At 70.7% G+C, this 25,542-nt stretch carries 27 protein-coding genes and 1 pseudogene; 12 read left to right on the top strand and 16 right to left on the bottom strand.

Annotated elements, in window-relative coordinates:
* Positions 1 to 97 precede the first annotated feature (97 nt).
* Complete coding sequence (locus tag ACQEV2_RS06245) at positions 98 to 1,084, top strand: helix-turn-helix domain-containing protein (RefSeq protein ID WP_433037400.1); 987 nt, start codon at positions 98 to 100, stop codon at positions 1,082 to 1,084.
* A gap of 98 nt (positions 1,085 to 1,182) precedes the next feature.
* On the opposite strand, the gene ung is transcribed toward ACQEV2_RS06245, so the two are convergent.
* The 6 genes from ung to ACQEV2_RS06275 all read right to left on the bottom strand — a co-directional run bounded on the left by ung (position 1,183) and on the right by ACQEV2_RS06275 (position 6,700).
* Positions 1,183 to 1,866 carry a uracil-DNA glycosylase gene (gene ung, locus ACQEV2_RS06250; protein WP_433037402.1) on the bottom strand — a complete coding sequence of 228 codons (684 nt, stop codon included), beginning with the start codon at positions 1,864 to 1,866 and terminating at the stop codon, positions 1,183 to 1,185.
* A gap of 178 nt (positions 1,867 to 2,044) precedes the next feature.
* Entirely contained in the window at positions 2,045 to 3,625 is a 1,581-nt protein-coding gene (locus tag ACQEV2_RS06255) for an ABC transporter substrate-binding protein (protein WP_433037405.1), read from the bottom strand.
* 207 nt (positions 3,626 to 3,832) lie between these two features.
* Positions 3,833 to 4,594, bottom strand: a complete 762-nt coding sequence (locus tag ACQEV2_RS06260) for an SDR family oxidoreductase (protein ID WP_433037407.1) — start codon at positions 4,592 to 4,594, stop codon at positions 3,833 to 3,835.
* A 19-nt stretch (positions 4,595 to 4,613) separates the two neighbouring features.
* Positions 4,614 to 5,375, bottom strand: coding sequence for a 3-oxoacyl-ACP reductase FabG (gene fabG / locus ACQEV2_RS06265; RefSeq protein WP_433037409.1), 762 nt, complete (start codon positions 5,373 to 5,375; stop codon positions 4,614 to 4,616).
* Between the two features lie 114 nt (positions 5,376 to 5,489).
* Positions 5,490 to 5,939 carry a DUF3037 domain-containing protein gene (locus ACQEV2_RS06270; protein ID WP_433037411.1) on the bottom strand — a complete coding sequence of 150 codons (450 nt, stop codon included), beginning with the start codon at positions 5,937 to 5,939 and terminating at the stop codon, positions 5,490 to 5,492.
* Positions 5,936 to 6,700: a HipA family kinase gene (locus ACQEV2_RS06275; RefSeq protein ID WP_433037414.1), complete on the bottom strand. Its 765-nt coding sequence runs from the start codon at positions 6,698 to 6,700 to the stop codon at positions 5,936 to 5,938. Before ACQEV2_RS06275 ends, ACQEV2_RS06270 begins: the two co-directional genes overlap by 4 nt.
* A 221-nt stretch (positions 6,701 to 6,921) precedes the next feature.
* Here ACQEV2_RS06275 and ACQEV2_RS06280 point away from each other — a divergent pair, with 221 nt between their 5' ends.
* Positions 6,922 to 7,398, top strand: a complete 477-nt coding sequence (locus ACQEV2_RS06280; RefSeq protein WP_433037417.1) for a Rieske (2Fe-2S) protein — start codon at positions 6,922 to 6,924, stop codon at positions 7,396 to 7,398.
* On the opposite strand, the gene ACQEV2_RS06285 is transcribed toward ACQEV2_RS06280, so the two are convergent.
* Positions 7,385 to 8,035, bottom strand: coding sequence for a cysteine hydrolase (locus tag ACQEV2_RS06285; protein WP_433037419.1), 651 nt, complete (start codon positions 8,033 to 8,035; stop codon positions 7,385 to 7,387). The two genes, ACQEV2_RS06280 and ACQEV2_RS06285, sit on opposite strands and share 14 nt — an antisense overlap.
* 182 nt (positions 8,036 to 8,217) lie before the next feature.
* Between ACQEV2_RS06285 and ACQEV2_RS06290 the strand changes: the two genes are divergently transcribed.
* A complete protein-coding gene (locus ACQEV2_RS06290) occupies positions 8,218 to 8,685 on the top strand; it encodes a pyridoxamine 5'-phosphate oxidase family protein (protein WP_433037422.1) in 468 nt (155 codons plus the stop codon).
* Between the two features lie 21 nt (positions 8,686 to 8,706).
* Here ACQEV2_RS06290 and ACQEV2_RS06295 read toward each other — a convergent pair whose 3' ends face one another.
* The gene (locus ACQEV2_RS06295; RefSeq protein WP_433037424.1) at positions 8,707 to 9,609 is read right to left on the bottom strand and encodes a LysR family transcriptional regulator; all 903 of its coding nucleotides are present in this window, start codon (positions 9,607 to 9,609) and stop codon (positions 8,707 to 8,709) included.
* A 74-nt stretch (positions 9,610 to 9,683) separates the two neighbouring features.
* Here ACQEV2_RS06295 and ACQEV2_RS06300 point away from each other — a divergent pair, with 74 nt between their 5' ends.
* On the top strand, positions 9,684 to 10,619 hold the full coding sequence (locus tag ACQEV2_RS06300; protein WP_433037426.1) for a DMT family transporter: 936 nt from the start codon (positions 9,684 to 9,686) through the stop codon (positions 10,617 to 10,619).
* 96 nt (positions 10,620 to 10,715) lie between these two features.
* Here ACQEV2_RS06300 and ACQEV2_RS06305 read toward each other — a convergent pair whose 3' ends face one another.
* On the bottom strand, positions 10,716 to 12,047 hold the full coding sequence (locus ACQEV2_RS06305) for an aminotransferase class I/II-fold pyridoxal phosphate-dependent enzyme (protein WP_433037428.1): 1,332 nt from the start codon (positions 12,045 to 12,047) through the stop codon (positions 10,716 to 10,718).
* Between the two features lie 47 nt (positions 12,048 to 12,094).
* On the opposite strand from ACQEV2_RS06305, the gene ACQEV2_RS06310 reads away from it, so the two are divergent.
* Both ACQEV2_RS06310 and ACQEV2_RS06315 read left to right on the top strand, forming a co-directional pair.
* Entirely contained in the window at positions 12,095 to 12,781 is a 687-nt protein-coding gene (locus ACQEV2_RS06310) for a pyridoxamine 5'-phosphate oxidase family protein (protein ID WP_433037431.1), read from the top strand.
* The gene (locus tag ACQEV2_RS06315) at positions 12,781 to 13,413 is read left to right on the top strand and encodes an FMN-binding negative transcriptional regulator (protein WP_433037434.1); all 633 of its coding nucleotides are present in this window, start codon (positions 12,781 to 12,783) and stop codon (positions 13,411 to 13,413) included. The genes ACQEV2_RS06310 and ACQEV2_RS06315 overlap by 1 nt, the downstream gene beginning before the upstream one ends.
* 43 nt (positions 13,414 to 13,456) lie before the next feature.
* Here ACQEV2_RS06315 and ACQEV2_RS06320 read toward each other — a convergent pair whose 3' ends face one another.
* From ACQEV2_RS06320 to ACQEV2_RS06330, 3 genes are all read right to left on the bottom strand, one after another.
* Positions 13,457 to 14,401: a DMT family transporter gene (locus tag ACQEV2_RS06320; RefSeq protein ID WP_433037436.1), complete on the bottom strand. Its 945-nt coding sequence runs from the start codon at positions 14,399 to 14,401 to the stop codon at positions 13,457 to 13,459.
* Between the two features lie 209 nt (positions 14,402 to 14,610).
* A complete protein-coding gene (locus ACQEV2_RS06325; RefSeq protein ID WP_433037439.1) occupies positions 14,611 to 15,615 on the bottom strand; it encodes an EamA family transporter in 1,005 nt (334 codons plus the stop codon).
* A gap of 332 nt (positions 15,616 to 15,947) precedes the next feature.
* Positions 15,948 to 16,505, bottom strand: coding sequence for a Clp protease N-terminal domain-containing protein (locus ACQEV2_RS06330; RefSeq protein WP_433037442.1), 558 nt, complete (start codon positions 16,503 to 16,505; stop codon positions 15,948 to 15,950).
* Positions 16,506 to 16,702: 197 nt separating this feature from the next.
* Between ACQEV2_RS06330 and ACQEV2_RS06335 the strand changes: the two genes are divergently transcribed.
* Together ACQEV2_RS06335 and ACQEV2_RS06340 are read left to right on the top strand one after the other, a co-directional pair.
* Complete coding sequence (locus ACQEV2_RS06335) at positions 16,703 to 16,891, top strand: hypothetical protein (protein WP_398824626.1); 189 nt, start codon at positions 16,703 to 16,705, stop codon at positions 16,889 to 16,891.
* Between the two features lie 167 nt (positions 16,892 to 17,058).
* Positions 17,059 to 17,490 carry a type II toxin-antitoxin system Rv0910 family toxin gene (locus ACQEV2_RS06340; RefSeq protein ID WP_433037444.1) on the top strand — a complete coding sequence of 144 codons (432 nt, stop codon included), beginning with the start codon at positions 17,059 to 17,061 and terminating at the stop codon, positions 17,488 to 17,490.
* A 185-nt stretch (positions 17,491 to 17,675) separates the two neighbouring features.
* On the opposite strand, the gene ACQEV2_RS06345 is transcribed toward ACQEV2_RS06340, so the two are convergent.
* A complete protein-coding gene (locus ACQEV2_RS06345) occupies positions 17,676 to 18,290 on the bottom strand; it encodes a PadR family transcriptional regulator (protein ID WP_433037447.1) in 615 nt (204 codons plus the stop codon).
* A gap of 107 nt (positions 18,291 to 18,397) precedes the next feature.
* Here ACQEV2_RS06345 and ACQEV2_RS06350 point away from each other — a divergent pair.
* Positions 18,398 to 18,556: pseudogene (locus ACQEV2_RS06350) on the top strand (HAD hydrolase-like protein); the annotation flags it as partial.
* Between the two features lie 265 nt (positions 18,557 to 18,821).
* Positions 18,822 to 19,631, top strand: a complete 810-nt coding sequence (locus tag ACQEV2_RS06355; RefSeq protein WP_433037450.1) for a PhzF family phenazine biosynthesis protein — start codon at positions 18,822 to 18,824, stop codon at positions 19,629 to 19,631.
* Between the two features lie 83 nt (positions 19,632 to 19,714).
* Here ACQEV2_RS06355 and ACQEV2_RS06360 read toward each other — a convergent pair whose 3' ends face one another.
* Positions 19,715 to 20,515, bottom strand: coding sequence for a CPBP family intramembrane glutamic endopeptidase (locus tag ACQEV2_RS06360; protein WP_433054231.1), 801 nt, complete (start codon positions 20,513 to 20,515; stop codon positions 19,715 to 19,717).
* Between the two features lie 318 nt (positions 20,516 to 20,833).
* Positions 20,834 to 22,351, bottom strand: coding sequence for a glutamate--cysteine ligase (locus tag ACQEV2_RS06365; RefSeq protein WP_433037451.1), 1,518 nt, complete (start codon positions 22,349 to 22,351; stop codon positions 20,834 to 20,836).
* Between the two features lie 560 nt (positions 22,352 to 22,911).
* Between ACQEV2_RS06365 and ACQEV2_RS06370 the strand changes: the two genes are divergently transcribed.
* Together ACQEV2_RS06370 and ACQEV2_RS06375 are read left to right on the top strand one after the other, a co-directional pair.
* Positions 22,912 to 23,523, top strand: coding sequence for a hypothetical protein (locus ACQEV2_RS06370; RefSeq protein WP_433037454.1), 612 nt, complete (start codon positions 22,912 to 22,914; stop codon positions 23,521 to 23,523).
* A gap of 521 nt (positions 23,524 to 24,044) precedes the next feature.
* Positions 24,045 to 24,251, top strand: a complete 207-nt coding sequence (locus tag ACQEV2_RS06375; RefSeq protein WP_433037456.1) for a DUF5999 family protein — start codon at positions 24,045 to 24,047, stop codon at positions 24,249 to 24,251.
* Positions 24,252 to 24,463: 212 nt separating this feature from the next.
* Here ACQEV2_RS06375 and ACQEV2_RS06380 read toward each other — a convergent pair whose 3' ends face one another.
* Positions 24,464 to 25,513, bottom strand: coding sequence for an endo-1,4-beta-xylanase (locus ACQEV2_RS06380; RefSeq protein WP_433037459.1), 1,050 nt, complete (start codon positions 25,511 to 25,513; stop codon positions 24,464 to 24,466).
* Between the last annotated feature and the right edge of the window lie 29 nt (positions 25,514 to 25,542).

Raw genomic sequence — 25,542 nt, forward strand, 5'->3', positions numbered from 1 at the left:
CGGGCGGCGGCCTCGGCGTCTGCTGAGCACCCCGGCGTGAGGGCCCCGGCAGGCCCGGTATCCTCCTGGAAATTTTCGTTCGAAGGCAAGGTGCCCGTTGCTCGCTGCGCTCGGACTCGGCCCTGCCGAGGAGGAGATCTACTGTCTGCTCGTCGGCCGGTGCGGGTCCAGCGCACTGGAGCTGGCCGCGGAGTGCGGCCGTCCCCCGGCCGAGGTGCTCCGGCTGCTCACCGCGCTGGCGGAGCGCGGCCTCGCGGTGGCCGCCCGAAGTGACTCCGCGGCCCGGACGGCCACCCGGTTCACCGCGGCACCGCCGGCCGTGGCGCTCGGCGGGGAACTGCGCCGACGGCGGGACGAGTTGCGCACCGCAGAGCTGGCCGTGCTCGCGCTGAGTGAGCAGCACCGCACGGCAGCGGCGGCCGGGAGCCTCGTCGAGGTGATCACGGACGTCGACGCGGTACGGCACCGGTTCCTCCAGCTCCAGGAGTCCGCCCGCCACGAGGTGCGGTCGATGATGGTCCCGGCGCTGGCCGTGGTGCCACCGCACCGCAACCCGGCCGAGAAGGCCGGTGTACGGCGCGGAGTGCGCTACCGGACGATCGTCCAGCGTGCGGCGCTGAACGAGCCGGGGATGGTGGGTCAGGCGCTGGCGGCCCTGGCCGACGGCCAACAGGTCGCCGTGGCCGACGAGGTACCGGTGAAACTGATGATCGCCGACAGGGAGCTGGCCATGCTGCCGTTGCTGCCCGGCCGCAACACCGCCGCGGCGTCGGTGCTGGTGCATGCCGGCGGCCTGCTGGAGGCCCTCGTCGCGTACTTCGAGCTGGCGTGGGAGAGTGCCTACCCGCTGTCGATGAACACCGCGGGCGACGACATCGAGGAGACCCGGGACGACCGGATCGACGAACTCGACGCCCGCATCCTGGGGCTGCTCCTGTCGGGCCTCACCGACCAGGCGGCCGCCGGTCAGCTGGGCATCTCCCGGCGCACCCTGCAGCGCCGGCTCGGCGAACTCATGGCCAGGGCCGGCGCGGAGAGCCGGATCCAGCTCGGCTGGCTGGCGGTCCGCAAAGGCTGGGCATGAGCATCGGACGATGACGCACACGCCCCCACCCACAATCCCGTCAGGCGCCTCCGTACGGCACCAGGCCGGTCCCGTGAATGGACCGGCCCGCTCATGGCTCAGCCCAGGTCCGGGATCCGCCAGTCGATCGGCTCGTGCCCCTGCCGGGCCACCGCCTCGTTGATCTGCGTGAACGGCCGGGACCCGAAGAACTTCTTCGCCGACAGCGGCGAGGGGTGCGCCCCCTTGACCACCACGTGCCGCGTCTCGTCGATGAGCGGGAGCTTCTTCTGGGCGTAGTTGCCCCAGAGCACGAACACCGCGGGGTCGGGTCGGTCGGCCACGGCCCGGATCACGGCGTCGGTGAACTTCTCCCAGCCCTTGCCCTTGTGCGAGTTCGCCTCGCCGCCGCGGACCGTCAGCACCGCGTTGAGCAGCAGGACGCCCTGCTGGGCCCAGGGCATCAGATAGCCGTTGTCCGGGACGGGGAGGCCGAGCTCCTCCTTCATCTCCTTGTAGATGTTGCGCAGCGAGGGCGGCGTCTTCACACCGGGGCGGACCGAGAAGCACAGGCCGTGGCCCTGGCCCTCGCCGTGATACGGGTCCTGGCCGAGGATCAGGACCTTCACCTTGTCGTACGGCGTCGCGTCGAGCGCCGCGAAGACCTCCTCGCGCGGCGGGTAGACGGGACCCTTCGCCCGCTCCTCCTCGACGAACTCCGTCAGCTCCTTGAAGTAGGGCTGCTGCAGCTCGTCACCCAGAACCCCGCGCCAGGACTCGGGCAGCATGGCGATGTCGGTCACGTCAACTTCCTTACGATGTGCGGCAGACGATGTGCGGTCCACGACCAGGGGTCGCTTCCGGTTCTCCGAACCTACAGGCGACCACTGACAATCGCCCCGCGGACCGCACATCCCGACAACCACCGCGCATCCCGACCGGCGGCGGCAGCCGCAGCCGGTGCCGCAGCCGGTGGGACCGCTACCAGCTGGTCTTGCGGTACAGCTCGCCCACCATCATGATCGTCGACGGGTCCAGCGCTCGCTCCGCACCCGAGATCTCCGCGCTGGCGGCCACGTACTGCCGGCCCTGCCACAGCGGCAGCAGCCGCGCGTCGTCGACGAGGATCCGCTGGGCGTCCTCGAAGTCCTTGACCACGTTGGCACGGTCGCTCTGGGCCCGGGAGTTGGGCAGCAGGGTCTCGGTGATCTTGGGCACGACATAAGGCGTACCGAGCGCGTTCTGCTTGCCGACGAACGGCGCGATGAAGTTGTCCGCGTCCGGGAAGTCCGGGAACCAGCCACGGCCGAACACCGGGTACTCGCCGTTCTGGTATCCGGTGACGTAGGTCTTCCACGGACGGCTCTTGAGGGTGATCTCGAAGAGGCCGGACCCTTCCAGCTGGCTCTTCAGCTCCTCGAACTCCGCCTTGGTCGCGGAGCCGTACCGGTCGCTGGTGTACCAGAGGGTGAGCGGGACGGGGGTCGTGATGCCCGCGTCGGTGAGGATCTTGCGGGCCTTGGTCTTGCTGGGGTCGCCGTAGTCGTCGAAGAAGCCCGTGGTGTGTCCGGTCAGGCCCTTGGGGACCATGGAGTACAGCGGCTCGACGGTGTCCTTGTAGACCTTGTGGGCGATCGCCGGGCGGTCCACGACCTGGGCGATGGCCTTGCGGACGGCCTCCTTGCCGGCCATGGGGTCCTTGGGGTTGAAGACCAGGTAGTTGATCTCGGTGCCGGAGCCCTCGATCAGTTGGAGCTCGTCATCGTCGTCGGCCTGGAGGTCGACGATGTCCTCGGCGGCGAGGCCACGGAAGGCGACGTCGAGCTCCTTGTCGCGCAGGGCGCCGACCATGGTCGGCGAGTCCTGGAAGTAGCGGATGGTGACCGCGTCGTTCTTGCGCTCCGCGTACCCCTGATACGTGTCGTTCTTGACGAGCTCGGCCTTCTCGCCCTCGTCGTAGGACGCGAGGCTGTACGGGCCGGACCCGACGACACTGTCGTCCTCGCGCAGCTTGTCGGCCGGGTACTCCTGCGGGTCGACGATCGACATCGCGGGCGTGGCGAGCACGAAGGGGAAGGTCGCGTCGGCCTTGTTGAGGTGGAAGACGAGCTCGCGCTCGTTCAGCACCTGGACCCGTTCGAGACTGCCGAGCAGACCGGCGGGACCACCGTTGACGTTGATCGTCCGGATCCGGTCGATCGAGTACTTGACCGCCTGCGCGTCGAGCGCGTGCCCGTCGGAGAACTTCAGGCCCTCGCGCAGCTCGCACCGGTACTTCATGTTCGAGCCATCGGTGAACTGACAGTTCTCGGCGGCGTCGGGCTCGGGCGCGGCCGCGCCGGAGGGATAGCTGAGCAGCGTTTGGTAAATGTTGCGGAACAGTTCCCAGGAGCTGTCCCAGGAGGCGGCGGGATCAAGGGTGCTGGGGGCAGCGGTCGTCCCCACGACGATCGGGCCTTCCTCCTCCGTCGCATCGGACGAGAGGACGCCGCACCCTGCCACCAGGGCCGATATGGACGCGATGGCCGCCACCTGCCGCAGGCGTCGGATCCGGTTGAACACGCGCACGCTCCTCGATCTGCCATACCAAGGGTCGGCAGACGATACCGCAGTGTTCCGGCCGGTGGACCTCCCGTCTCAGGTAGCGCTTGTCCGATCTTGCGGTGACTACGTTGTCAACGGCCGGTGATCTCCCGAAACGTCGACACGGGCGCCGCTCGTGTCCAGCGGCGCCCGTGCCTTGAGTCGTCCTGCGTCCCGTCCCGCGCGTCAGCCGACGCCGGCGTTGAGGAAGATGCCGCCGTCGACGACGAGCGTCTGCCCGGTGACCCAGTCGGACTGGTCCGACGTGAGGAACGCGGCGGCGCCGCCGATGTCGGAGGGCACGCCGAGCCGGCCCAGCGGGTACGCCGCGGCGGCCTCCGCCTCCCGGCCCTCGTACAGGGCCTGCGCGAACTTGGTCTTCACCACGGCCGGGGCGATGGCGTTGACCCGCACCTTGGGCGCGAACTCGTGCGCCATCTGCTGGGTGAGGTTGATCATCGCCGCCTTGCTGACGCCGTAGGCGGCGATGAACGGCGAGGGCGCGATGCCCGCGACGGAGGCGATGTTGACGATCGCGCCGCCGTTGTCCTTCTGCCAGGCGTGCCAGGTCTTCTGCGCGAAGCCGAGCGCCGAGATCACGTTGGTCTCGAAGACCTTGCGGGCCACGTTCAGGTCGAGGTCGGCGATCGGGCCGAAGACCGGGTTCGTGCCGGCGTTGTTGACCAGGTAGTCGACCCGGCCGAAGGCCTCCATGGCACGCTCCACGGCGAGGGTCTGGTGGGCCTCGTCGTGCGCCTTGCCGGCCACGTAGACGGCGCGCTCGGCGCCGAGCTGCTCGACGGCCTCCTTGAGGGCGTCCTCGCCCCGGCCGGTGATGACGACGCGGTCGCCGCGCGCGACGAGCGCCTCGGCGACGCCGTAGCCGATGCCGCGGCTGGCGCCCGTGACGAGCGCGACCTTGCCGGAGAGTTCAGGCAGTGCAGTCATGTCCGTGTCTCCCCGGTCCCTAGTCGAGCGGTCCGCCGGCGACGTACAGCACCTGGCCGGAGACGAAGCCGGCCGCCTCGTTCGTGAAGAAGGCGATCGCGTTGGCGATGTCCTCCGGCTCGCCGACCCGGGCCACCGGGATCTGGGTGGCGGCCGCGGCCTTGAAGTCCTCGAAGCCCATGCCGACGCGCTCGGCGGTGGCCTTGGTCATCTCGGTGGCGATGAAGCCGGGGGCGACGGCGTTGGCGGTGATGCCGAACTTGCCGAGCTCCTTGGCGAGGGTCTTGGTGAAGCCCTGCAGACCCGCCTTGGCGGCGGAGTAGTTGACCTGGCCGCGGTTGCCGAGCGCGGAGGACGAGGAGAGGTTGACGATACGGCCGAAGCCCGCGTCGACCATGTGCTTCTGACACGCCTTGGACATCAGGAAGGCGCCGCGCAGGTGCACGTTCATGACAGTGTCCCAGTCGGCGACGCTCATCTTGAACAGCAGGTTGTCGCGCAGCACGCCCGCGTTGTTGACCAGGATCGTCGGGGCGCCGAGCTCCTCGGCGATCCGCGCGACGGCCGCCTCGACCTGCGCCTCGTCGGAGACGTCGCAGCCGACCGCGATCGCCTTGCCGCCCGCCGCGGTGATCTTCTCCACGGTGTCCTTGCAGGCGCCCTCGTCAAGGTCGATCACGGCGACCGCGCGGCCCTCGGCCGCCAGCCGTACGGCGGTGGCGGCGCCGATGCCGCGCGCTCCGCCGGTGACTACGGCGACCCGCTGCTCAGTGGTGGACATCAGTGACTCTCCTCGGGTGAGCGACCGCTTAGTACCTTCGATGGACGTGACGCTAGAAGTCCTGGCACGCGGTGTCAACGGCCACCGCACGCATGTGATCCATTACCTGATCCGTCACTTCACCAACCGATCGAGCAGCCGTTCCGTCTCGGCCGCCGGATCGGAGGTGAGCCCGGTGTGCACGGGCCCCGGCTGGACGACCGTCGAACGGGGCGCGATCAGCCAGCGGAAGCGCCGCCCGGCGTCGTCGCCGGAAGCCTGCCCCGCCGCCTCGCTGCCGCCGCAGACGCGCTCGACGGCCCCGAGGGCGGCCCGGATGCCGACCACGTCCGCGTCCGGGTCGAGGGCGAGCAGCCGCGCCTCGTCCAGGTGGGTGCGGGCACCCACGTAGCCCCGGGCCCGGCAGTACACCAGTACGCCCGCGTTGATGCACTCGCCGCGTTCGACGCGGGGCACGACGCGCAGGAGGGCGTACTCGAAGACGTCCCGGTCGCTCGACTCGCCGCCCCGGATGATGTGGCGTTCGACCACATGGCCGGCCATGTGAATGTGGCGCTCGCTCACTTGCTTCCCTCGATTCCGGTGACGCGCTCATGGACGGTGGCCGCCCGTGCCAGCAGCGGCGTCGTGTACGCCCGCCTGAGGTCGTCCGCGGTGTCGAAGCCGGGCTCGCCGGCCAGCCAGGCGTCGGGGATCTCGGCGGTCACCTCGGCCAGCAGTTCCTCGGTGACCAGCGGCGCCAACTCGGCAGCGGCGGCCCGCACATCCGGCGTGAAGGAGGCGAGGGCGTGGTCGGAGGCGTCGTAGGGGCGGGCCGCCGATCCTTGCGCGCCGGGCCAGTTGTGGTGCCAGATCATGGTCGCGCCGTGGTCGATGAGCCACAGCTCGCCCTGCCACATCAGCAGGTTGGGGTTGCGCCAGGACCGGTCGACGTTGTTCACCAGCGCGTCGAACCAGACAATACGGCCGGCCTCTTCGGCGCTCACCCGGAAGGCGAGGGGGTCGAAACCGAGGGCGCCGGAGAGGAAGTCCATGCCGAGGTTAGTGCCGCCGCTGGACCTGAGCAGCTCCTGCACCTGCTGGTCGGGTTCGCCGAGGCCCAGCACCGGGTCGAGCTCCACCGTCACCAGCCGGGGCACCCTGAGCCCCAGCCTGCGGGCGAGTTCACCGCAGACGACCTCGGCGACCAGCGTCTTGCGGCCCTGTCCGGCGCCGGTGAACTTCATGACGTACGTCCCGAAGTCGTCGGCCTCGACGAGCCCCGGCAGCGAGCCGCCCTCACGCAGGGGCGTGATGTAGCGGGTCGCGATGACTTCCTTGAGCATCGCCCCAGGTTACTGGCGCAGGGGCGGGGGGCCGGGACGGCCCGGGCGGGCGGCGATGCGTTTGCGCCGACAGCAGACCGACAGCTACGGACAGGGAACCGACAGCTCCGCTTTACCCGCGTCTGCGCCGGACCGGGTCAGGATTTCGACAACGTCTGAACAGCAGGTCCTCACGGACCGTACCTCTCGACAGATCACGAATGACGGGAAGGAACGTCAGCATGACCAGCGAATCAGTTCAGCCGATGTCGAATCCCAGTCGCCGTACCGTCGTGGCGGCGGTCGGCGCGGCGGGGCTCGCCGTTGCGCTGACCGCATGCGGGTCGGACGACGACGCGTCCGGCTCCTCCACCGAACAGGGCGCCGGCGCCGGCGCGACCACCGAAGCGGGCGGCTCGTCCGGTGCCGGCGGGGCGGCGCTCGCGAAGACCAGCGACATCCCGGAGGGCAGCGGCAAGGTCTTCAGCGACGAGAAGGTGGTGGTGTCGCAGCCGACGGCGGGCGAGTACAAGGCCTTCTCGACGATCTGCACCCATCGGAAATGCCCGATGACCGACCTGGCGGGTGACACCATCACCTGCGCCTGCCACAACAGCCAGTTCTCCGTCCTGGACGGCAGCGTGAAGAAGGGGCCTGCCACCGAGCCGCTGGAGGCCAAGCAGATCAGCGTGTCGGGCGACTCGATCACGCTCGCCTGACGCTGCGCTCACGCCCGAAGCCGTCCAGCACCTCGTCCGTGGTCGCGACCGTGGCGACCAATGCGAGGGTGTTGCGGATCATCGCGGGAGTGTAGTCGGACGGCACCCCCGCGATGGCGTCCGAGGGCACGACAGCCGTGTAACCGCGGTTGACGGCGTCGAACACCGCGTTGGGGACGGCCACGTTGGCCGAGACACCGGCGATCACGAGCGTGCGGCAGCCCAGGTTGCGCAGCAGCGCGTCGACATCGGTGCCCTGGACGGGCGACAAGCCGTGCAGTCGCCGTACGACCAGATCCTCCTCGGCGACCTCGATCGGCGCCGCCACGCACACCGCCTCGGTGCCGGACAGCTGCTGGACGGGGAGCCGCTCGGCGGCGCGGAAGAGGCGGGCGTTGCGATTGGCGCCGCGACCGTCGGGGCGGCGTTCGGCGATCGCGTGGATCACCTGGACCCCGCTCTCGTGAGCCGCGGCGACCAGCCGTGCCACGTTGGCGAGGGCGCCCGACTCCCGTGCCTCCTTGGCGAGTTCGGGCAGCGCGCTGTCCGGTCCGACGACGCCCCGCTGACACTCGACGGTGAGCAGGACGGTGGTCGCGGGGTCGAGGAGTTCGCTGAGCTCTGCGTACGACGGCACGGTTCCCCCTGTGACCGACGGCGGCATGGGCGGGCGAGCGTAGCCATCATCACGTGAGGACGGAACCGCCATGACGTGTGGACGGAACCACCATTGCGCGGTGACGGAAGACGACCCATCCTTTTCTGACGTGATGTCAGAGGATCTCTCCTCTGGCACGACGTGAGAGAAGAGGGGGCCGCATGACCGTCACTCAGCGCCGGGGCCGGAAGATCATGATGACGCCCGGTGAGCTGGACGAGTTCCTCACCACGCAGCGCACCTGCCGGGTCGCCACGGTGTCCGCCGATGGGTTCCCGCATGTCAGCGCCCTGTGGTTCGCCTGGGACGGCACCTCGCTGTGGCTGTACTCGGTCGTCCGCAGCAAGCGGTGGACCGATCTGCGCCGCGACCCGCGGGTCGCGATCGTGATCGACACGGGTGAGGAGTACGAGCAGCTGCGCGGCGTCGAGCTGTCCGGCACCGTCGAGTTCGTGGGCGAGATACCGCGCGTCGGCGAGCTGCGGGCCGAACTCGACGTACCCGAGACGCTGTTCGCCCGCAAGAACTTCGGCATCGACGAGATGCCGCACGACGGCCGGCACGCGTGGGTGCGGCTGACGCCGGAGAAGGTCGTGTCCTGGGACTTCCGGAAGCTGGGGTCGCTGTAGCGGGAGCGCTGCGGGGGAACGTCAACCGGCCTTCGCGGCCGCCGCCTGCAGAGCCTCCACCGCCGCCCGGATCGACGGGCGGCGGTCGGCGTCCGCGCGCCACACCGCGTAGACGTACCGGTGGACCCGGTGCCGCACGGGCACGGCCCGCACCCCGAGCGGCATCGGGTCGCGGCCCAGCCGGGGCGCCACACAGACGCCCAACCCGGCCGCGACCAGCGCGAGTTGGGTGTGGTGCTCCTCGGCGCAATGGGCGATGCGGGGCTCGATGCCCTTGGTGCGCAACGTGTAGAGCAGCCATTCGTGACAGAACGCGCCCTCGGGCCAGGCGACCCACTCGTCGCACGCGAAGTCCTCCAGGTCGACCTCGCGCCGGTCGGCGAGCGGGTGTCCCTCGGGCATCGCGATCTCCACGCGATCGTCGAGGATCGGCGCCTTGGCCAGCCCTTCCGGCATGGGCAGCGGCTTGTTGTACCAGTCCAGGACGACGGCCAGGTCGGCGTCGCCGCGGATCACGGCGTCCACTCCCTGCTCGGGCTCCAGCTCTCGCGACCGCAGGCGCAACCCCGGATGGCCTGCCCGCAGCGCGGCGAGCGCGGAGGGGAACAGGCCTCGCATGGCCGTCGGGAACGCGGCCAGCCGCAGCTCACCGACCACTTGCCCGCGCTGCGCCTCCAGGTCGGACTGGGCCAGCTCGACCTGCGACAGGATGCGCGCGGCATGGTCGGCGAGCAGCCGGCCCGCGTCGGTGAGCCGCACACCGCGGCCGTTCTTGGCGAGGAGCTGCTGGCCGACCTCGCGCTCCAGCTTGGACATCTGCTGCGAGACGGCGGACGTCGTGATGTGCAGCCCTTCGGCGGCGCCGCTGACCGAGCCGTGGCGGGCGAGGGCGTCGAGGGTGCGCAGGCGCTCCAGGTTCAACATGTAAGCAATGCTACGAGATATCGTGCGCGAAATCTCGATTGTGCTACGAGATCGTCTGCGTCATCGTTGCTGCCATGACCACCGTCACCGCCTCTCGTGTCCCGACCGAAGCCGCGCCTCGTCCACGTCCTCGCACCCGTTTCGACTGGCGCCTGCGCTTCGCCGCGCTCTCCCTGATCTGGGGCTTCAGCTTCCTGCTCATCAAGGTGGGCACGGATGGGTACGCCCCGTTCCAGGTCACGCTCGGGCGACTGGTGTTCGGTACGGCCGTACTGGCGGTGGCGATGGTGGCGAAGGGGGAGCGGCTTCCCCGCGGGGCTCGGACGTGGGGGCATCTGGCTGTCGCCGCGTTTCTGCTGAACGCGCTGCCGTTCTCGTTGTTCGCGTACTCCGAGCTGACGATCCCGTCCACGCTCGCGGGGATCTGCAACGCGACCTCGCCGCTGTGGGGGATGACCCTGTCCCTGGTCGCACTGTCGGAGGACCGGCCGACGCGGGTCAGGGTCGCCGGGCTCGGGATCGGGTTCCTCGGGGTGCTGACGGTGCTGGGTGCGTGGCAGGGGTTCGCGGGCCTGGACGCCACCGGTACGGCGATGGCGCTGCTGGCCTCCTTGAGCTATCCCATCGGGTGGATATACGTCCGGCGGACGCTTGCCGGGTCGAGTGAGTCGCATCTGTCGCTGACCGGGGCGCAGTTGCTGTTGGCCACGGCGCAACTGGCTGTCGTGACGCCGCTGTTCACCTCGGTTCCGGATCGCTTCCCGGTGCTGCCGTTGCTGGCGGTCGTGGCGTTGGGTGCGCTCGGGACGGGGCTGGCCGTGCTGCTTCAGTACGGTCTGGTCGCTGAAGTCGGGCCGACTACGGCCCAGATGGTCACGTACTTCATTCCGGTCATCGCGACGGCCGCGGGGGTCGCGCTGCTGGGTGAGTCGTTGAGCTGGTCGACGCCGGTGGGGGCGGTGATCGTTCTTGCGGGGGCTGCGCTTACTCAGGTGAAGCGGGTCGCCTGACGGGGAGGGGCGCGGGGATTGTCGGCGACTGCGGGACCGATGTGGCTGGTCGCGCAGTTCCCCGCGCCCCCTTAGGGCAACTGCGGGCACCCGTGGCTATACGTAACTCCTCGTCGGTGCTGGGCCCAGCGCCGTTGCCACCGCGTCTGCCAGCGGGACGGCCTGCTCCTCGGTGAGTGTCGAGATGGTGATCCTGATCCCGGGCGGCGCGCTCGACCGGAAGCGGGCCCCGGGGGCCACCGCCCAGCCGGCGTGGAGGAGTCGGGCCACGGCTCCCGTTTCGTCGGGTACGGGGATCCAGACGTTCAGGCCGCTACGCCCGTGCGCCTCGATCCCCCGCTCGGCAAGCGCGTCGATCAGCAAGTCACGGCGTCTGCCGTACGCCGCCCCCACCGCCCTCGGGTCGTGCCCGCCGTCGCTCCACAGCCGCACCACGGCCCGCTGCACCAACCGGCTGACCCACCCGGCCCCGAGCCGCTGCCGCCCGCGCACCCGGTCCACCGTGACGTCGTCCCCGGTGAGCACGGCGAGCCGCAGGTCCGGGCCGTAGGCCTTGGCGACCGAGCGGACGAAGGCCCAGGTGCGGGTGGTGCCGGACAGGGGGTGCAGGGGCAGGTCGACGATGCCGTGGCCGTGGTCGTCCTCGATCAGGAGGATGTCGGGGTGCTCGCGGAGCACGGAACGCAGGGCACGTGCACGCGTGGCCGTCACCGCGGCGCCGGTGGGGTTCTGGGCCCGGTCGGTGACGATCAGGGCGCGGGCCCCGGCGTCGAGGGCCCGCCGTACATCGTCCGGCAGTGGGCCCTCGTCGTCGACGGCGACTGGAGCCGTGCGCAGCCCGAGGGCCGGGATCAGGTCGAGGAGACTGCCCCAGCCGGGGTCCTCGACGGCGACGGTGTCGCCCGGCTTGAGGTGGGCCGCCAGGACGCGCTCGATGGCGTCGAGGGAGCCTGAGGCGACGGCCAGGGGGCCCAGCGGCACCCCGTCCGCGTCCAGTTCGGCCCGCGCGATCCGCGCGAGCTCCGGCTCCACGGGATCCTCCCCGTACAGCACCGGTTCCCGGTCCGCCTGCTCGGCCGCGGCGGCGAAGGCCTTCGCCAGGGAAGGCAGCAGCGCCGGGTCGGGGTTGCCGCTCGCCACGTCGGTCACGCCCTCGGGCACGTTGACCCGGACGTACTCGCGCCCGGTCGTGGCCGGCCTGGGCCGCACCCGGCTGCCCCGGCGGCCCGCGGTCTCGATCACCCCGCGCTCACGCAGGGTGCGGTACGCGGCGGCGACCGTATTGGGGTTCACGCCGAGCTCGACCGCCAACTCCCGCATGGGCGGCAGCAGTTGCCCCGGTTCCAGCTCCCCGGTGCCCACCGCGCGCTCGACGCTCGACGCAATCTCGGCTGCGCGTCGCCCTTCGATCCGATATCCTCCTAGCACAAACACGATTATGCACTAGTGCAATATATTTCGCAAGGGAGAGCGCAATGCAGGGGACCCAGCAGCCGTCGTCGCCGCCCGCCACCACCTACACGCCGACCGACCGCACCGTCCCCACCCGCTCCGCGGGCCGCGCGTCGTACGACAAGGAACTGGTGCACGCGATACTCGACGAGGCCTACGTCTGCCATCTCGGCTTCGTGCGCGACGGCGCGCCGGTCGTGCTGCCCACGCTGTTCTGCCGGGTCGGCGAGACGCTCTACGTCCACGGCTCGACGGGCTCACGGCCTCTGCGGATGACCGGCCAGGCCGACCCGGGGCTGCCGGTGTGCCTGACGGTCACGCATGTCGACGCGCTGATCCTGGCGCGCTCGGCCTTCCACCACTCGATCAACTACCGGTCGGTGGTCGTGCACGGAATCGCGTACGACGTGACGGACCCCGAGGAGAAGCGGGTCGCCCTCGACGCCCTGGTCGACCATGTGGTGCCCGGCCGGTCGGCCGACTCCCGCCCCGCCAACAAGAAGGAGCTCGCCGCCACCGCCGTGATCCGCCTCGACCTGAACGAGGTCTCCGCCAAGCTCCGCACCGGCGGCGTCAACGACGAGCCCGAGGACCTCGCCCTGCCCCACTGGGCCGGCGTGGTCCCGCTGCGCAAGGGCTATGAGGCACCGGTCGGCGACCCGGACCTGGCCCCCGGCACCGAGCTCCCCGGCTACCTGGGAGCCCTGTGATGCTGATCCACCCCTGGGACGCGCCCCATGCGGACCCGGAGTGGCAGCAGTGGCTGGCCGCCCACGACTTCGGGCAGCTCGTCGTCAACGGCCTGGACGGCGAGCCGCCGTACGCCCAGCCGCTGCACTTCGTGTACGACGCCGAGCGCGGCGAGGTCCTCACGCACCTGGCCCGTCCCAACCCGATGTGGCCCGCGCTGCTCGCGAACCCCGAGGTCGTCCTGAGCGTGGTCGACGACTACGTGTACGTGCCCGGCCCCTGGCAGGCGGCACCGGAGGACCCGCCCGAGCACGGCACACCGACCAGCTTCTACGCCGCGGTCCAACTCCGGTGCCGGGCCCATGTCGTGGACGACCCCGCCGAGAAGGCCGAACTGCTCAACCGCCAGGTCGGCCACTTCCAGCCGGAGGGCGGCTCGGCACGGGTCGCCGTGGGTGAGGTGCCGTACGGCCGCATGTTGTCCGGGCTGCGTGGGGTGCGGCTCGAAGTGACCGGCGTACGCGCCAAGTTCAAGTACGCGAATCACCGGACCGAGGAGGTCAAGGACAGGATCGCGGCCCATCTGGTGGCGCGGAGCGGTCCACGCGACGCGGCGGCCCGCGAGCACCTGCTGCGCCGACGCGGAGGGTGAGCGACGGGGCCCTCCACCCGTGCGGTGCAGGGCCCCCTCGGCATCACGCCGGCAGCGGCTCCCGCCTCGCCCCGCGTGTCTCCGCCACCGCGAGACCCGCGACCGACCCGAGCATGAGCAGGGTCCCGGCGAGGGTCGGCGCCGTCAGGTGTTCGCCGAGCAGGACGACGGCGAGCACCGCCGCGCCGACCGGCTCCAGCAGCATGATCACGGACACGGTGGCCGACCGTACGGCGGCCGCGCCCGCGAAGTAGAGGGCGTACGCGAGGGCCGTGGGCACGGCCGCGATGTACGCCAGCAGCCAGCCGAGTCGGACCGGGTCGGCGGTGTGCGGCACGAGTCCCTCGGCGAGGGCGAACGGCAGCAGGCACAGGCTGGTGACGGCGAAGGCCCACAGGGACGTGCCGGCGGCGTCGGCCCCGCCGTCGCGGCCCCACTTGCGGGTCAGCAGGGTCATGACGGAGTACGCGGCCGCGGACACCAGGGCGAGCAGCACGCCCCACGGCCGTACGGTCGCGCCCCCGCCGCCGAGCGCGAGCACGGCGAGGCCGGTGAGCGCACCGGCCACGGCCGCGACGCCGCCGCGGCCGAGCCGCTCCCCCAAGGTGAGCCGGGCGCCGACCGCGATGAACACGGGACCGGCGCCGAGGGTGACGACGGTGCCCACGGCGAGTCCGGTGGCGTCCACGGACGCGAAGTAGGCCGTCTGGAACACCGCGAGCCCGATGCCCGTGGCGACGGCCCGCAGCGCCTTGCGACCGAGGGGCTCGAATACGGAAGCGGTCCGCGCACGCGGACGCAGGAGGTGGACGGCGAGCAGCAGCACGAAGCCGACGGCGCAGCGCCAGAAGGAGAGGGCGACCGGCCCCATGTCACTGGTCCGGTAGACCAGGGAGGCGGCCGCGCCCGCGGTGCCCCAGGCGGCACCGGCGACGATCAGATAGAGGAGGCCTCGCCCGATGGGCAGGCCGGAGACAGTGTTCGACACGAGTTGTTCTCCGCAGATGCGCGAGTGCGCGGAAGTTCTGGAGGAGCCCCGGATGAGCGGGGTCCGTGGACTTCTTCTGCGGGCAGCACCGTTGCGCCCGGCGGTGCGCGGGGTTCAGTTCCCGTCAGGCACCGGGGCTTGGCTTCCGGAGGGCCCGCCTCAGGCGGCCGGAGGCGGAAGAACGAGTGTCGAAGGCATGATCACCGACCCTAGGCGACGTTTCCCCGGGCGGACAACTCCCTTTCCGGCCCGCCGCTCGCCACCGGCTCGGCCGGGCTCTTGGCCGGCGCCGACGACTGCGCGATGAAGGCGCCCACCAGGACGACCGCGCCGCCGATGATCTGCGGCGCCGAGAGGTGCTCGCCGAGCAGGAACCAGGCGAGGACGGTGGCGATGACCGCTTCGAGGCAGGCCACGACTCCGGCGACCTGGGGCGAGAGCCGGCGCACGGAGAGCACGCCGGTGGCGTAGGCGACGACCGTCGCGACGAGCACGATCCAGGCCAGCAGCACTGCTGCCGCGACCGGGGTGCCGTTCATGTCCGCGGTGTCCGCGAGGACCGACCAGTCCATGCTCCAGGGGCGGGCCACGACGGTCAGGACGGCGGCACCGACGAGCAGGCCGTACGCGATGACGCCGAGCGGGTCGGGTGCCGCCGCGCCGGAGTCGCTGCCCTGGTCGGACAGGACGAAGTAGCCGACCTGGCAGCAGGCCGCGCCGAGCGCGAGGAGCAGTCCGAGGGCGTCGAAGCTCAGGCCCGACCAGACCTCGACGACGCAGGCGAGACCGCCGACCGCGAGGACCACGCCGAGCGCGGCGGCGCGCGTCACCGGCCGCCGCTGCACGAACCGCACCCATCCGAGGACGAGCGCGGGCGCGAAGTACTCGACGAGCAGCGCGACCCCGACCGGGATCCGGGATATCGCCGCGAAGTAGCAGGCCTGCACGCCGGCCACGCCGAGCAGGCCGAACCCGGCGAGCAGCGCGGGTCGGCTGCGCAGCAGGGCACGGTGGCGCACGGCGAGCGGCAGCATCACCAGGGCGGCACCGGCCACGCGCAGCCACACCACATGGAGCGGGTCGAGCCCCGCCTCGATCAACGGCTTGGCCGCGACGCCGGAACCTCCGAAGGCGACCGCGGACCCGATCGCCAGACCGAGCCCGACGCCCTTGCCACGGCCGGCCTGACTGCTCCCAGAGATACGCACCCGCACATGATGACAGGCGTTGACAGGAGCGTCATCCCCGATGACACCTGTCTCACCGAGTGGACGAGGTGGGGGCGCTCGGGGGTGGGGGGAGCGGCTCGCGTGCGGGTTCGGCGGTGGTGGGGGTACGGCTTGCGCGCGGGTTCGGCGATGTTGGGGGTCGGCAGTGGCGTGGGGAATAGCCACGCGCCGGTACGGCAGTGGCGTGGGGAATAGCCACGCGCCGGTACGGCAGTGGCTTGGGGAATAGCCGACGCGCCGGTACGGCAATGGCGCGCGGAATGGCTGGCGCGCCGGTTCGGCGATGGTGCAGGGAAGGGCCGGCGCCGGTTCGCCGGCTAACGGGCGGCGTCGCCGCTGACGTACTCGTCCCTCCGCTCGTCGATCCGGGTGCGCAGCGCGTTCGCGTCGATGCCGGCGCGGGCGAGCACCTCGACGGCGCGCGCCTGTGGGTCCGTCACGATCGCCGCGAGGAGGTCGATGCCGCGGGCCTGGGCGTCGCCGCGCAGGGCGGCGCGTCGGCGGGTGTGCTCCATGGCACTCGCGGCCAGCGGGGAGAAGCCCTCACCGTCCATCACCACGGGTACGGCTCCGGAGTCCTCGACGGCGCCCTGCCAGCGCAGGCCGTAGCCGATGGTGCGCTGGACGAGATAGCCGAGCAGGCGGGCGATCTGCGGTCCTTCACCGAAGGCGGCGTACACGTCCGGGTCGTGTTCCAGCAGCGAGTGCAGCAGATGGGCCGTGTCGATCTGCCGGTCCCCGTCCCTGACCGCCCGGCGGCGGGCACCGGCGATCACCGCTGCCAGCTCGTCACTGAGCCTGGCATCGTCCGCCGCGGCGTCCGGGCGCCGGCAGTCCTGTTCCTGGTCGGACTGCCGGGAAATACGGGGTTGCACATCCCTACCCCATCAGCCACGTCGCGCCAGGTCATCCCCGGGAGGAAGCATTTTCGCGTCCCACACAGAGTGGACTCGGGAGGCCGCGATCTCCTCCTTACGGATGAGATCACGCCGAAAGCCCCGGAGGGGCGCGCGCCCCCTTGCCATGCGCCTCGTACGCAACCATGGCGCTCCGTCGCACGTCCCACAGGGACATGGAGAGCAGGTGCTGGCTGGTGGCGCTGCCGGCCGTCGACGGCAGACAGTACGTCTACCGGGTGTACGCCCCGGAGGACGCCCTGCTCGCCGACCTGTTCTGGGAGGCGTGGCACTGCCACGAGGAGAGCGCGCTCCCGCGCGCGTGGGATCTGTTCGACGCGGCGGTGATACGGCTGGTGGGCTGAGCGACCGGGAGAGGCCGGTGGGACGAGGCGGTGGGACGAGGCGGTGGGACCAGGCGGTCGACCGACCCGAACGTCTCCACACTTTCTGACAGTTCATCAGTATTGAATGTTCCAGGCTCCCCGGCTACGTTCCGCGACACCGTAGCCCGAGACGAAGGGGTGGTCGCATGGCCGAAGTCAGCGCGGAGGCACGCATCGAGGCCCCGGCCGAGAAGGTCTGGACTCAACTGACGGACTGGTCGGCGTACGGACAGTGGAACGCCACCCACACCAGCTTCCCGAGCGGCGGCCCCGCGGTTCTCGAAGTGGGCGGGACCTTCCAGGAGAACATGAAGCTCATGGGGTTCCCGGCCGAGGTCGAGTGGACCATCGAGGAACTGGAGCCGGCGCGGGTGCTGGCCATTCGCGGCAAGGGGCCGATGGCAGTGAATGTGGCCACGCGCTACACCCTCACGCCGGACGGCGACGGCGCCACGGGCGTGCGCATCGACGGCGAGTTCACGGGCGCGGCGGTGTCGTTGATGGCGGGCAGGCTCAAGGACTCGGCGACGGCGGCACTGAACGAGTCGCTGCGCAAGCTGGCCGGGTTGGTGACCTGAGCACCCGCGGCACACACCAGCACCTCACCACCGCGCACCGACATCCTCCCCGCCGCACAGCGACACCTTCCCCGCCGCACACCGGCACCCGTACCACGCACAGTGAAGGCGCCCCGCGAATCACTCCACGGGGCGCCTTCACTCACGGCGGGGAGGCCGCCGACACTGCTCAGCCCTCGTCGGCGTCAGCCTTCGTCAGCGAGGATCAGATACAGCTTCTTTCGGGCGTCGTTGATGACGGCGAGCGCCTTCTCGCGCTGCTCCTTGCTGCCCGTCTTCCAGACCTGCCCGAACGCCTCCATCAGACCGAAGCCGGCCTGGCGGATCTCACCCAGGGCCTCCCAGTCGACACCGCGGGAGGCTTCCTCCCAGGGCGCCTCGGGCCCGACGTCGGCCGCCTCGCGGCCCGATTCGGTGAGCGAGAACAGCTTCTTGCCGCCCTCGGTCTCGCTGGCGATCAGACCCTCGTCCTCCAGCAACTGGAGGGTGGGGTACACCGAGCCGGGGCTGGGCTTCCACGCCCCGCCGCTGCGCTCGGCGATCTCCTGGATCATCTCGTAGCCGTGCATGGGGCGGTCCTTCAGCAGGGCGAGGATCGAGGCGCGTACGTCACCTCGCCGCGCCCTCCCTCGCGGTCCACCCCGCCCCCTCGGCCCCCAGGGGCCGGGCCCGAATCCGGGCCCACCGAAGCCGGGGCCGCCCGGCCCGAAGGGTCCGAAAGCGGCCCGAAGTCCCTCGAAGCCACCTCGGCCGTGGTGACCGTGCCCACCGTGTCCACGCTCGAATCCATGGGAACGCATCGCAAACACTCCATTCCATCGTTGATCTGTCGCGATGCTTCAACGATATATCGGAACAGTTCGCTCGGCAAGGGCCGACGGACCGGGCTCGACCGGCTCGTCCAGGATTGGGTCGTCTCCGAGGCCATCGGCCACAAGAAGCCCGAGCCGGAGATCTTCCGCACGTCGAAGTCCCCCTGCGGGGCGCGTGGGTCATCGGCGATTCACCGCACGCCGACATCGCCGGCGCCTGTGCGCGCGGGCTTCGCAATGTGCGGGTGTCGGACGGACGGTCCTGGACAGAGGACTCCTACCGGCCCACCCACACCGCTCACGAGGTCGCCGCCGCGATCGACCACGCTGCCGATGCGCGGCGTTGTGGGACTGCCACCGACGCCCTCCATGACGCGGCATTGAGGGGACCACCCACCCCCGCCCTCCATGACGCGGCATCGAGGGGACCACCCACCCCCGCCCTCCCTCCCCCAAGTAGGTCCAGCAGCGGCGAATTGGCCTTGGCAGGGGCCTGGGCGGAACCTCTAGCGTCGGGCCATGCGTATCCGAATCGTCGACGCCTTCACGGACCGCCCCTTCGCCGGGAACCCGGCCGGGGTCGTTCTCCTCGACGCCTTCCCCGACGACAACTGGCTGCAGAACGTGGCCCTGGAGGTCAACCACGCCGAGACGGCCTTCGCCCACCGCCTGCCCGAGGGCGGCGAGGCCGACTGGGCGCTGCGCTGGTTCACACCGGCCACCGAGGTCGCGATGTGCGGCCACGCCACGCTCGCCACCGCCCACGTCCTGCACGGCACGGGCGCGCACGAGGGCCCGGTGCGGTTCGCCACCCGCAGCGGCGTCCTCATCGCCACGCCGCAGCAGGACGGCTCGATCACCCTGGACTTCCCCACGGCCCCGCTCACCCCGGTCGACGTCCCGGACGGGGTCGCGCAGGCCCTCGGCACCGAGCCGCGTGCGGCCTTCGACACCGGCCCGAACGTCGGCGACCTGATCCTCGAACTCGCCGACGAGAAGACGATCCATGCCCTCAGGCCCGACCACAAGGCGCTCGCCGCCTACTCCGCGCGCGGCATCATCGCCACCGCCCGCGCCGAGAACCCCGCCCTGGGCTACGACTTCGTCTCCCGGTGCTTCTTCCCGAACGTCGGCATCGACGAGGACCCGGTCACCGGCAGCGCCCACACCGCCCTCGCCCCGTTCTGGTCCGAGCGCCTCGGCAGGGCCGAGCTCACCGGCCTGCAGGCCTCCCCGCGCTCCGGCCGCGTCCGCACGGAACTCCGCGGCGACCGCACCCTGCTGAGCGGCCGCGCGGTGACCGTCATCGAAGGGGAGCTGATCGCCTAGGCCTTGTCCGGCCGACGGGATACCAAAGGGGGCGCACGAGACCGTCGTACGCCCCCTCGATCAGGCTCACGCGCCCGGCCTGCTCACGCCGTCGGCAGCCACCCCACCTTCCCGGCCAGCAGCGCGTACCCGACGAACGCCCCTATGTCGAGCAGGGAATGCGCGACGACCAGCGGGCCCACGCGGCCCCAGCGACGGTAGAGGTACACGAACACCACGCCCATCGCCATGTTGCCGATGAACCCGCCGATGCCCTGGTAGAGGTGGTACGAGCCGCGCAGTACGGAGCTGGCCACCAGCGCGGTGCCGGGCGTCCAGCCCAACTGGCCCAGGCGGCGCAGCAGATAGCCGACGACGATGACCTCTTCGAGGATCGCGTTCTGCAGGGCCGACAGGATCAGTACCGGGTACTTCCACCACACCGCGGGCAGCGCCTCGGGCACGACGGTGAGGTTGAAGCCGAGCCCCCGGGCGGCCAGGTAGAAGGCGATCCCGGTGCTGCCGATCACGGCCGCGATCGCCGCGCCACGGCCGAGGTCGGGCCAGGGCCGGGTGCGGTCGAACCCGAGCATGCGCAGACTCGCTCCCTCCCGCAGCAGGAAGTGTGCGACGAGCGCGACGGGCACCAGCGCGGTGGTGATCCCGAAGAGCTGCCAGGCGAGATCCAGCCAGGGGCGGCCCGGTGCGGCCGAGGCGTTGAGGGTGGCGGCCTGGTCCTTGAGGCCCCCCGGTTTGGTGACCGATCCAACAAAACTGATCAGGGCGGACACACCACTCGCACCGAGCGAAAGCGCCAAGACGAGCAGCGTCTCGTCACGGAAGATCCGTCGCGAGGGCCGCTCGTACGGAAAAGAACCGGCCACGGGGCCTGCCTCGCCCTGCACACCTGCCTCCAGTTGCGTAAACCCCCTTACCCTTGCCTGCCATACGGCCGGTTCCGGCGCGAGGTTCAGCAGGGCACCGGGGATGGGCCCCACCGTCATGGGACGTCACAGCTTGCCCGATCAGTATGGAGCGGGCAGCAGCGCCCCCGTCTTCCGCGCACCCCGGTGACACGCTTCCCCATCGCCCGGTTGTCTGGCATCCGCCGCCACGGCGACCAACCACCACGGCGCGGTCCGGCGGTCCGCCACGGCGACCAACCACCACGACGCGGCCCGGCGGTCCGTCACGGCCTCAGCCCCCGAATCGGCCTCCCGCCGTCATCCCAGCAGCACCGGCTCCAGTAACCCCACGGGCCACGTGTGCACCGGATCCCCGCGATGCATCAGCTCGCGGTACCGCCGGGTCGTGGCCGCCAGCGCCGCCTCCCGGCTCATGCCCGCCTCCAGTGCCCGGTGGAAGGTGGCCGCCTGCCAGGACGCCCCGTTCATCCGGCGCCGGCACCGCTCCTCGATGACGCCCAGGTAGAGGTCCCGGTCGGCCGGCTCGACCCCCCACGCGTCCAGGCCGGCCTCGGCGAGCGGCAGCAGTTCGTCGCGTACGAGGCTCACCGCGTCGACCTCGGTCGTGCCGCCGTACCGCCCCCGCCGGGGCCAGCGCAGCCGCGCGTCGATGCCGTGCTTGCACGCCGCGTCGAAGTTGGCGGCCGCCACGTCGAAGGGCATCCGGGTCCACACGGGCCGCGACTCCTCGGCGAGGGCGCGGACCATGCCGTAGTAGAAGGCCGCGTTGGCGATGACGTCCGTGATGGTGGGCCCGGCGGGCAGCACGCGGTTCTCCACGCGCAGGTGCGGGACGCCGTCGGCGATGCCGTAGACCGGGCGGTTCCAGCGGTACACGGTGCCGTTGTGCAGGACGAGCTCGGCGAGCGTCGGTACGCCGCCGGCGTCGAGGACCTCGAGCGGTTCCTCGTCGTCGCAGATCGGCAGCAGGGCCGGGAAGTAGCGCAGGTTCTCCTCGAAGAGCTCGTACGCCGAGGAGACCCAGCGCTCCCCGAACCAGGTGCGCGGCCGTACCCCCTGGGCCTGGAGCTCGGGCGGGCGGGTGTCGGTGGACTGCTGGAACAGGGGCGGTCGGGACTCGCGCCACAGCTCGCGTCCGAAGAGGAACGGCGAGTTGGCGCCCACGGCGACCTGGGCGGCGGCGACCGCCTGGGCCGCGTTCCACACGTCGGCGAAACGGGCCGGGGTGACCTGGAGGTGCAGCTGCACGGAGGTGCAGGCGGCCTCGGGGGCGATGGACTTCGACGAGCACCTCAGGTGTTCGACGCCGTCGATGTCGAGCGTGAAGTCCTCGCCGCGGGCGGCCACGATCTGGTCGTTGAGCAGGGCGTAGCGGTCGACGTCGGAGAGGTTCGAGGAGACCAGGTCGTCCCGGTCGAGGGTCGGCAGAATGCCGATCATCACGATTCCCGCGTCGAGCTCACCCGCTTTTCGGTCGGCATATGCCAGCGAGGTACGGAGTTCCTCGGCGAGCCGGTCGAATACCCGCCCCTGCAATCGATGTGGGGCTATGTTTACTTCCAGATTGAACATGGCGAGTTCTGTTTGGAAATCCCGGCTCGCGATCCGCTCCAGCACCTGAGCATTCAGCATTTTCGGCAAGCCGTCGGCGCCGGCGATGTTCAATTCGATCTCCAGCCCCATGAGGTTCTTGGGGCGGTCGAACCGCTTCTCCGCCAGCAGCCGCTCCAGGCCCGTCAGGCACTGCCGCAGCTTCTCGCGGTAGCGCTGGCGATCGGACAGATCGAACCGACCTGCCACGACCTTCTCCCCCATCGAAGCTTCCCTCCTCGGATGGGCGGGCCGAAGAGCCGGCCGCCGGTCTCCCGGGTCAGGTGGGATGATGCCCAGCCGAAGCGATCGATAACGTCCCGCGCGGGTCCGGCGCCCGCTAGGCTGTCGCGCATGACCGGCGGCACATTCACCGGGCATGCGGCACGGTGCAGTTTCGGGTGGCTCACGAACTCGTGAAAAACGCCGACGAGAATTGGCCGACCGCAACTGGGGCATTTATCGAGGTCACCGCTGTATGACCGGCCGGGAATCGGGATGATTCCCGCATATCACCGGCCGAATGTACCCTTGTCGAGTACACCGAAAACGGTTAGATGAAACACCGTCTGAACACTCGTCGTATAAACTCCGCAATCAAGGCAGAGAGTTGGCGCCCGCGGTCCCAGGACCTGCCGTCCAGGTGACGTACGGCAGGCCTCACCCATCCCCCTCGCGCTCCCTGACCCCGGCCCTCGCCTCTCTGACCTCCGTGAGCAGACAGCGCCGTCCGCCCCCGCCCCGCCCTCGCGCCACCGTGCCTGTCGAATGAGAGGCGACCCACCATGCCGCTGCATGTTCCCCCGGCTCCCGCGCCCGCCCTTCGCTCCGTCCTCACCGCGCTCGGTTCGCCCACCGCGGTCCGCGAGGCCCGAACTCCGTCCCTGCGTGCCGCCCAGGGCCCCGCCACACCCGAACTCCCGCTGCCCGTCCACGTCGTGGACGAGATCACCCCGGCAGGCGTGGCCGCGACCCGGCTGGCCGGCTGGCGCTTCCTGATCCGCTGCGGCGACCGCGCGGTGGCCGCCGCCGAAACCCGGCTGACCCCCGACGGCTGGGCCTTCTCGCACTTCTTCGAGGGCCCCTACATCGCGTCCACGGAGCGCGCGCTGCGCCAGGCGGACACGTTCCAGCAGCCCTACCAGCCGCGCCTGCTGTCGTTCCCCGGCCTCTACATGCTCACCCTCTGGCTGCACGGCGACTGCACCGCGGACGGCGCCGTGGGCCACCCCGACGCCGCGGACCTCCTCGTCCCCCTGGCCCCGGCCCCGCCCGGCATCGCGTCCCATCGGCCGCACCGGGTCGGCGAACTGCTCCCGGTGCTCACCCATCGGGCGACCCCGGCTCCGCTGCCCCCGCTGCCGCCCCTGCCTCCACTGCTCGGCTCACCCGCCTGAAAAACAGCGCACGGCGCGAGCACCCCCGTACCCCGCCGCCCCCGTCCGGGCGGCGGGGTACGCGACTGTCCGGCGGCGGGATTAGGCTCGTATCGGACAACAGGAAACAGGCGCGTACGAGCCGTAAAGCACACGGTGCATTACTCGTACGAGCAGGAAAGCACTCGCCTGAGCGCGAAAAGGCGCGCCTGCGAGGAAGGTTTCGCTCGCGCGAGCGACAATGCGCTCGAACGAGCCCCTCAAAGCCCCCGGTCCGCCCGGACTAGCCCCATCCGACCACGGCGAACCACCCGAAGTGACCGTGCAGTTGGGATGAACCGTCCGTGTGCGGGATGCGTCATCAACCTGTGAGAAAGCGGTGCTGCGAAATCCCTGCGGATTGACGCCCGTGGGGCAACACTGGGTTCCGACCGACCTATCAACGGGGGGCGGCCATGAACGAGGCTTCACATGAGGCTTCACGCCGCGAAACAGACACGACAGCCATCTCACACATCACGACAGAGCGAAAGATCCCATCCATGTGCCAGCACCAGCCACCGTGCCCCTCAGCCGACTCCGCCGACCGGGAATCCGCCCGTCTCATGGCGCACCACCCGGAGCAGGGATGGAGCCTGCTGTGCAACGGTGTTCTGCTCTTCGAGGACACCGGTGAGCTCCTGCCGGACGGCCAGATCATCGCCCCGCACCGACCGCTGGGCACCGGCAAGGTGGTAACCGCCGCATAACGCCTGCCGGCGGATCACGCCGGAGAGGCACCACCGGGCGGATCGACGCCACGCCCGGCGTACTTCCAGGGGGCCGGTCGCAGACCTGACTGCGAGCCGGCCCCGACGTGCGTCCGGGGGCGATCACTCAGCGTAGCCGTCCGTGTGTCCGGCCGACTGCCCCGGGCGACCCTCGTACCGACGCCCGGGACAGTGGCGGCCTGCCTCCCGGCCTACATCAGCGCCTCCCGTATCGCGTAGTACGCCGGCTTCGGCCGCAGTTCCTCGTCCCACGGCAGCGCGGCGCCCTCGCCGGGGAAGAACGCCGGGATCCAGGAGTACTTGTCCGTGTAGTCCCAGACGGTGATGCCCACGCACCGGCGCACCGCCAGGCACGCCTCGGTCATGTCCCGGTACCAGTCGGCCTGCTGGGCCAGCTTCTCCTCGGTGGCGGGCAGCAGCATCCGTACGTCGACCTCGGTGAGCGCCGTGTCGAGGCCGAGGCGGGAGAAGCGGCGGAGGTTGTCCTCCAGCGTGGCCGGATAGCCGTACTGGAGCGCCAGATGGGCCTGGAGGCCGAAGCCGTGCAGCGGGACGCCTTGGGCCTTGAGCTCCTTGGCCAGCTTGTAGTAGGCGTCGCTCTTCGGGCCGATCGCCTCGACGTTGTAGTCGTTGAGGTAGAGCTTGGCCTTCGGGTCGGCCTGGTGGGCCCAGCGCAGGGCGTCGGCGATGTAGCCGGGGCCGAGCGTCTTGTAGAAGATCGTCTCGCGGTAGGTGCCGTCCTCGTTGAACGCCTCGTTGACGACGTCCCAGGCGTAGACCTTGCCGCGGTAGTGCCGCACCTCGGTCTGGATGTGCTTCTTCAGTACGGCCCTCAGCTCGCTCGCCGTCCACTCGCGGTCGGTGAGCCAGCCGGGCAACTGGCTGTGCCAGACCAGGGTGTGGCCGCGCACCCGCTGGTGGTGGGTGCGGGCGAGGTTCACGATCTCGTCGCCCTGGGAGAAGTCGAAGACGCCCTGCTGGGGTTCGGTGGCGTACCACTTCATGCCGTTGCCGGGGGTGATCATGTCGAACTCGCTGCCGAGGATCGCCTTGTAGGGCTCGTCGGTGAGTTCGGGGTTGTCGGTGGCGCTGCCGTAGTAGCGGCCGTGCCGCTGGGCGAGTTCGGCGAGGGTCGGGGGCTCTTCGCCCGCCTGGGCGGCCGGGCCGGTGGCGATCCCGGCCGCGACCAGTACGGTCGCGAGGGCCCCGCAGAGTCTGAGCCGGACGGTCGTCTTGCGCATGGTGCGACTCCTCACGTTTCGGATGTGGG

The organism is Streptomyces sp. CA-251387, assembly GCF_050936625.1.
In the GTDB taxonomy this organism is placed as follows: Bacteria; Actinomycetota; Actinomycetes; order Streptomycetales; family Streptomycetaceae; genus Streptomyces.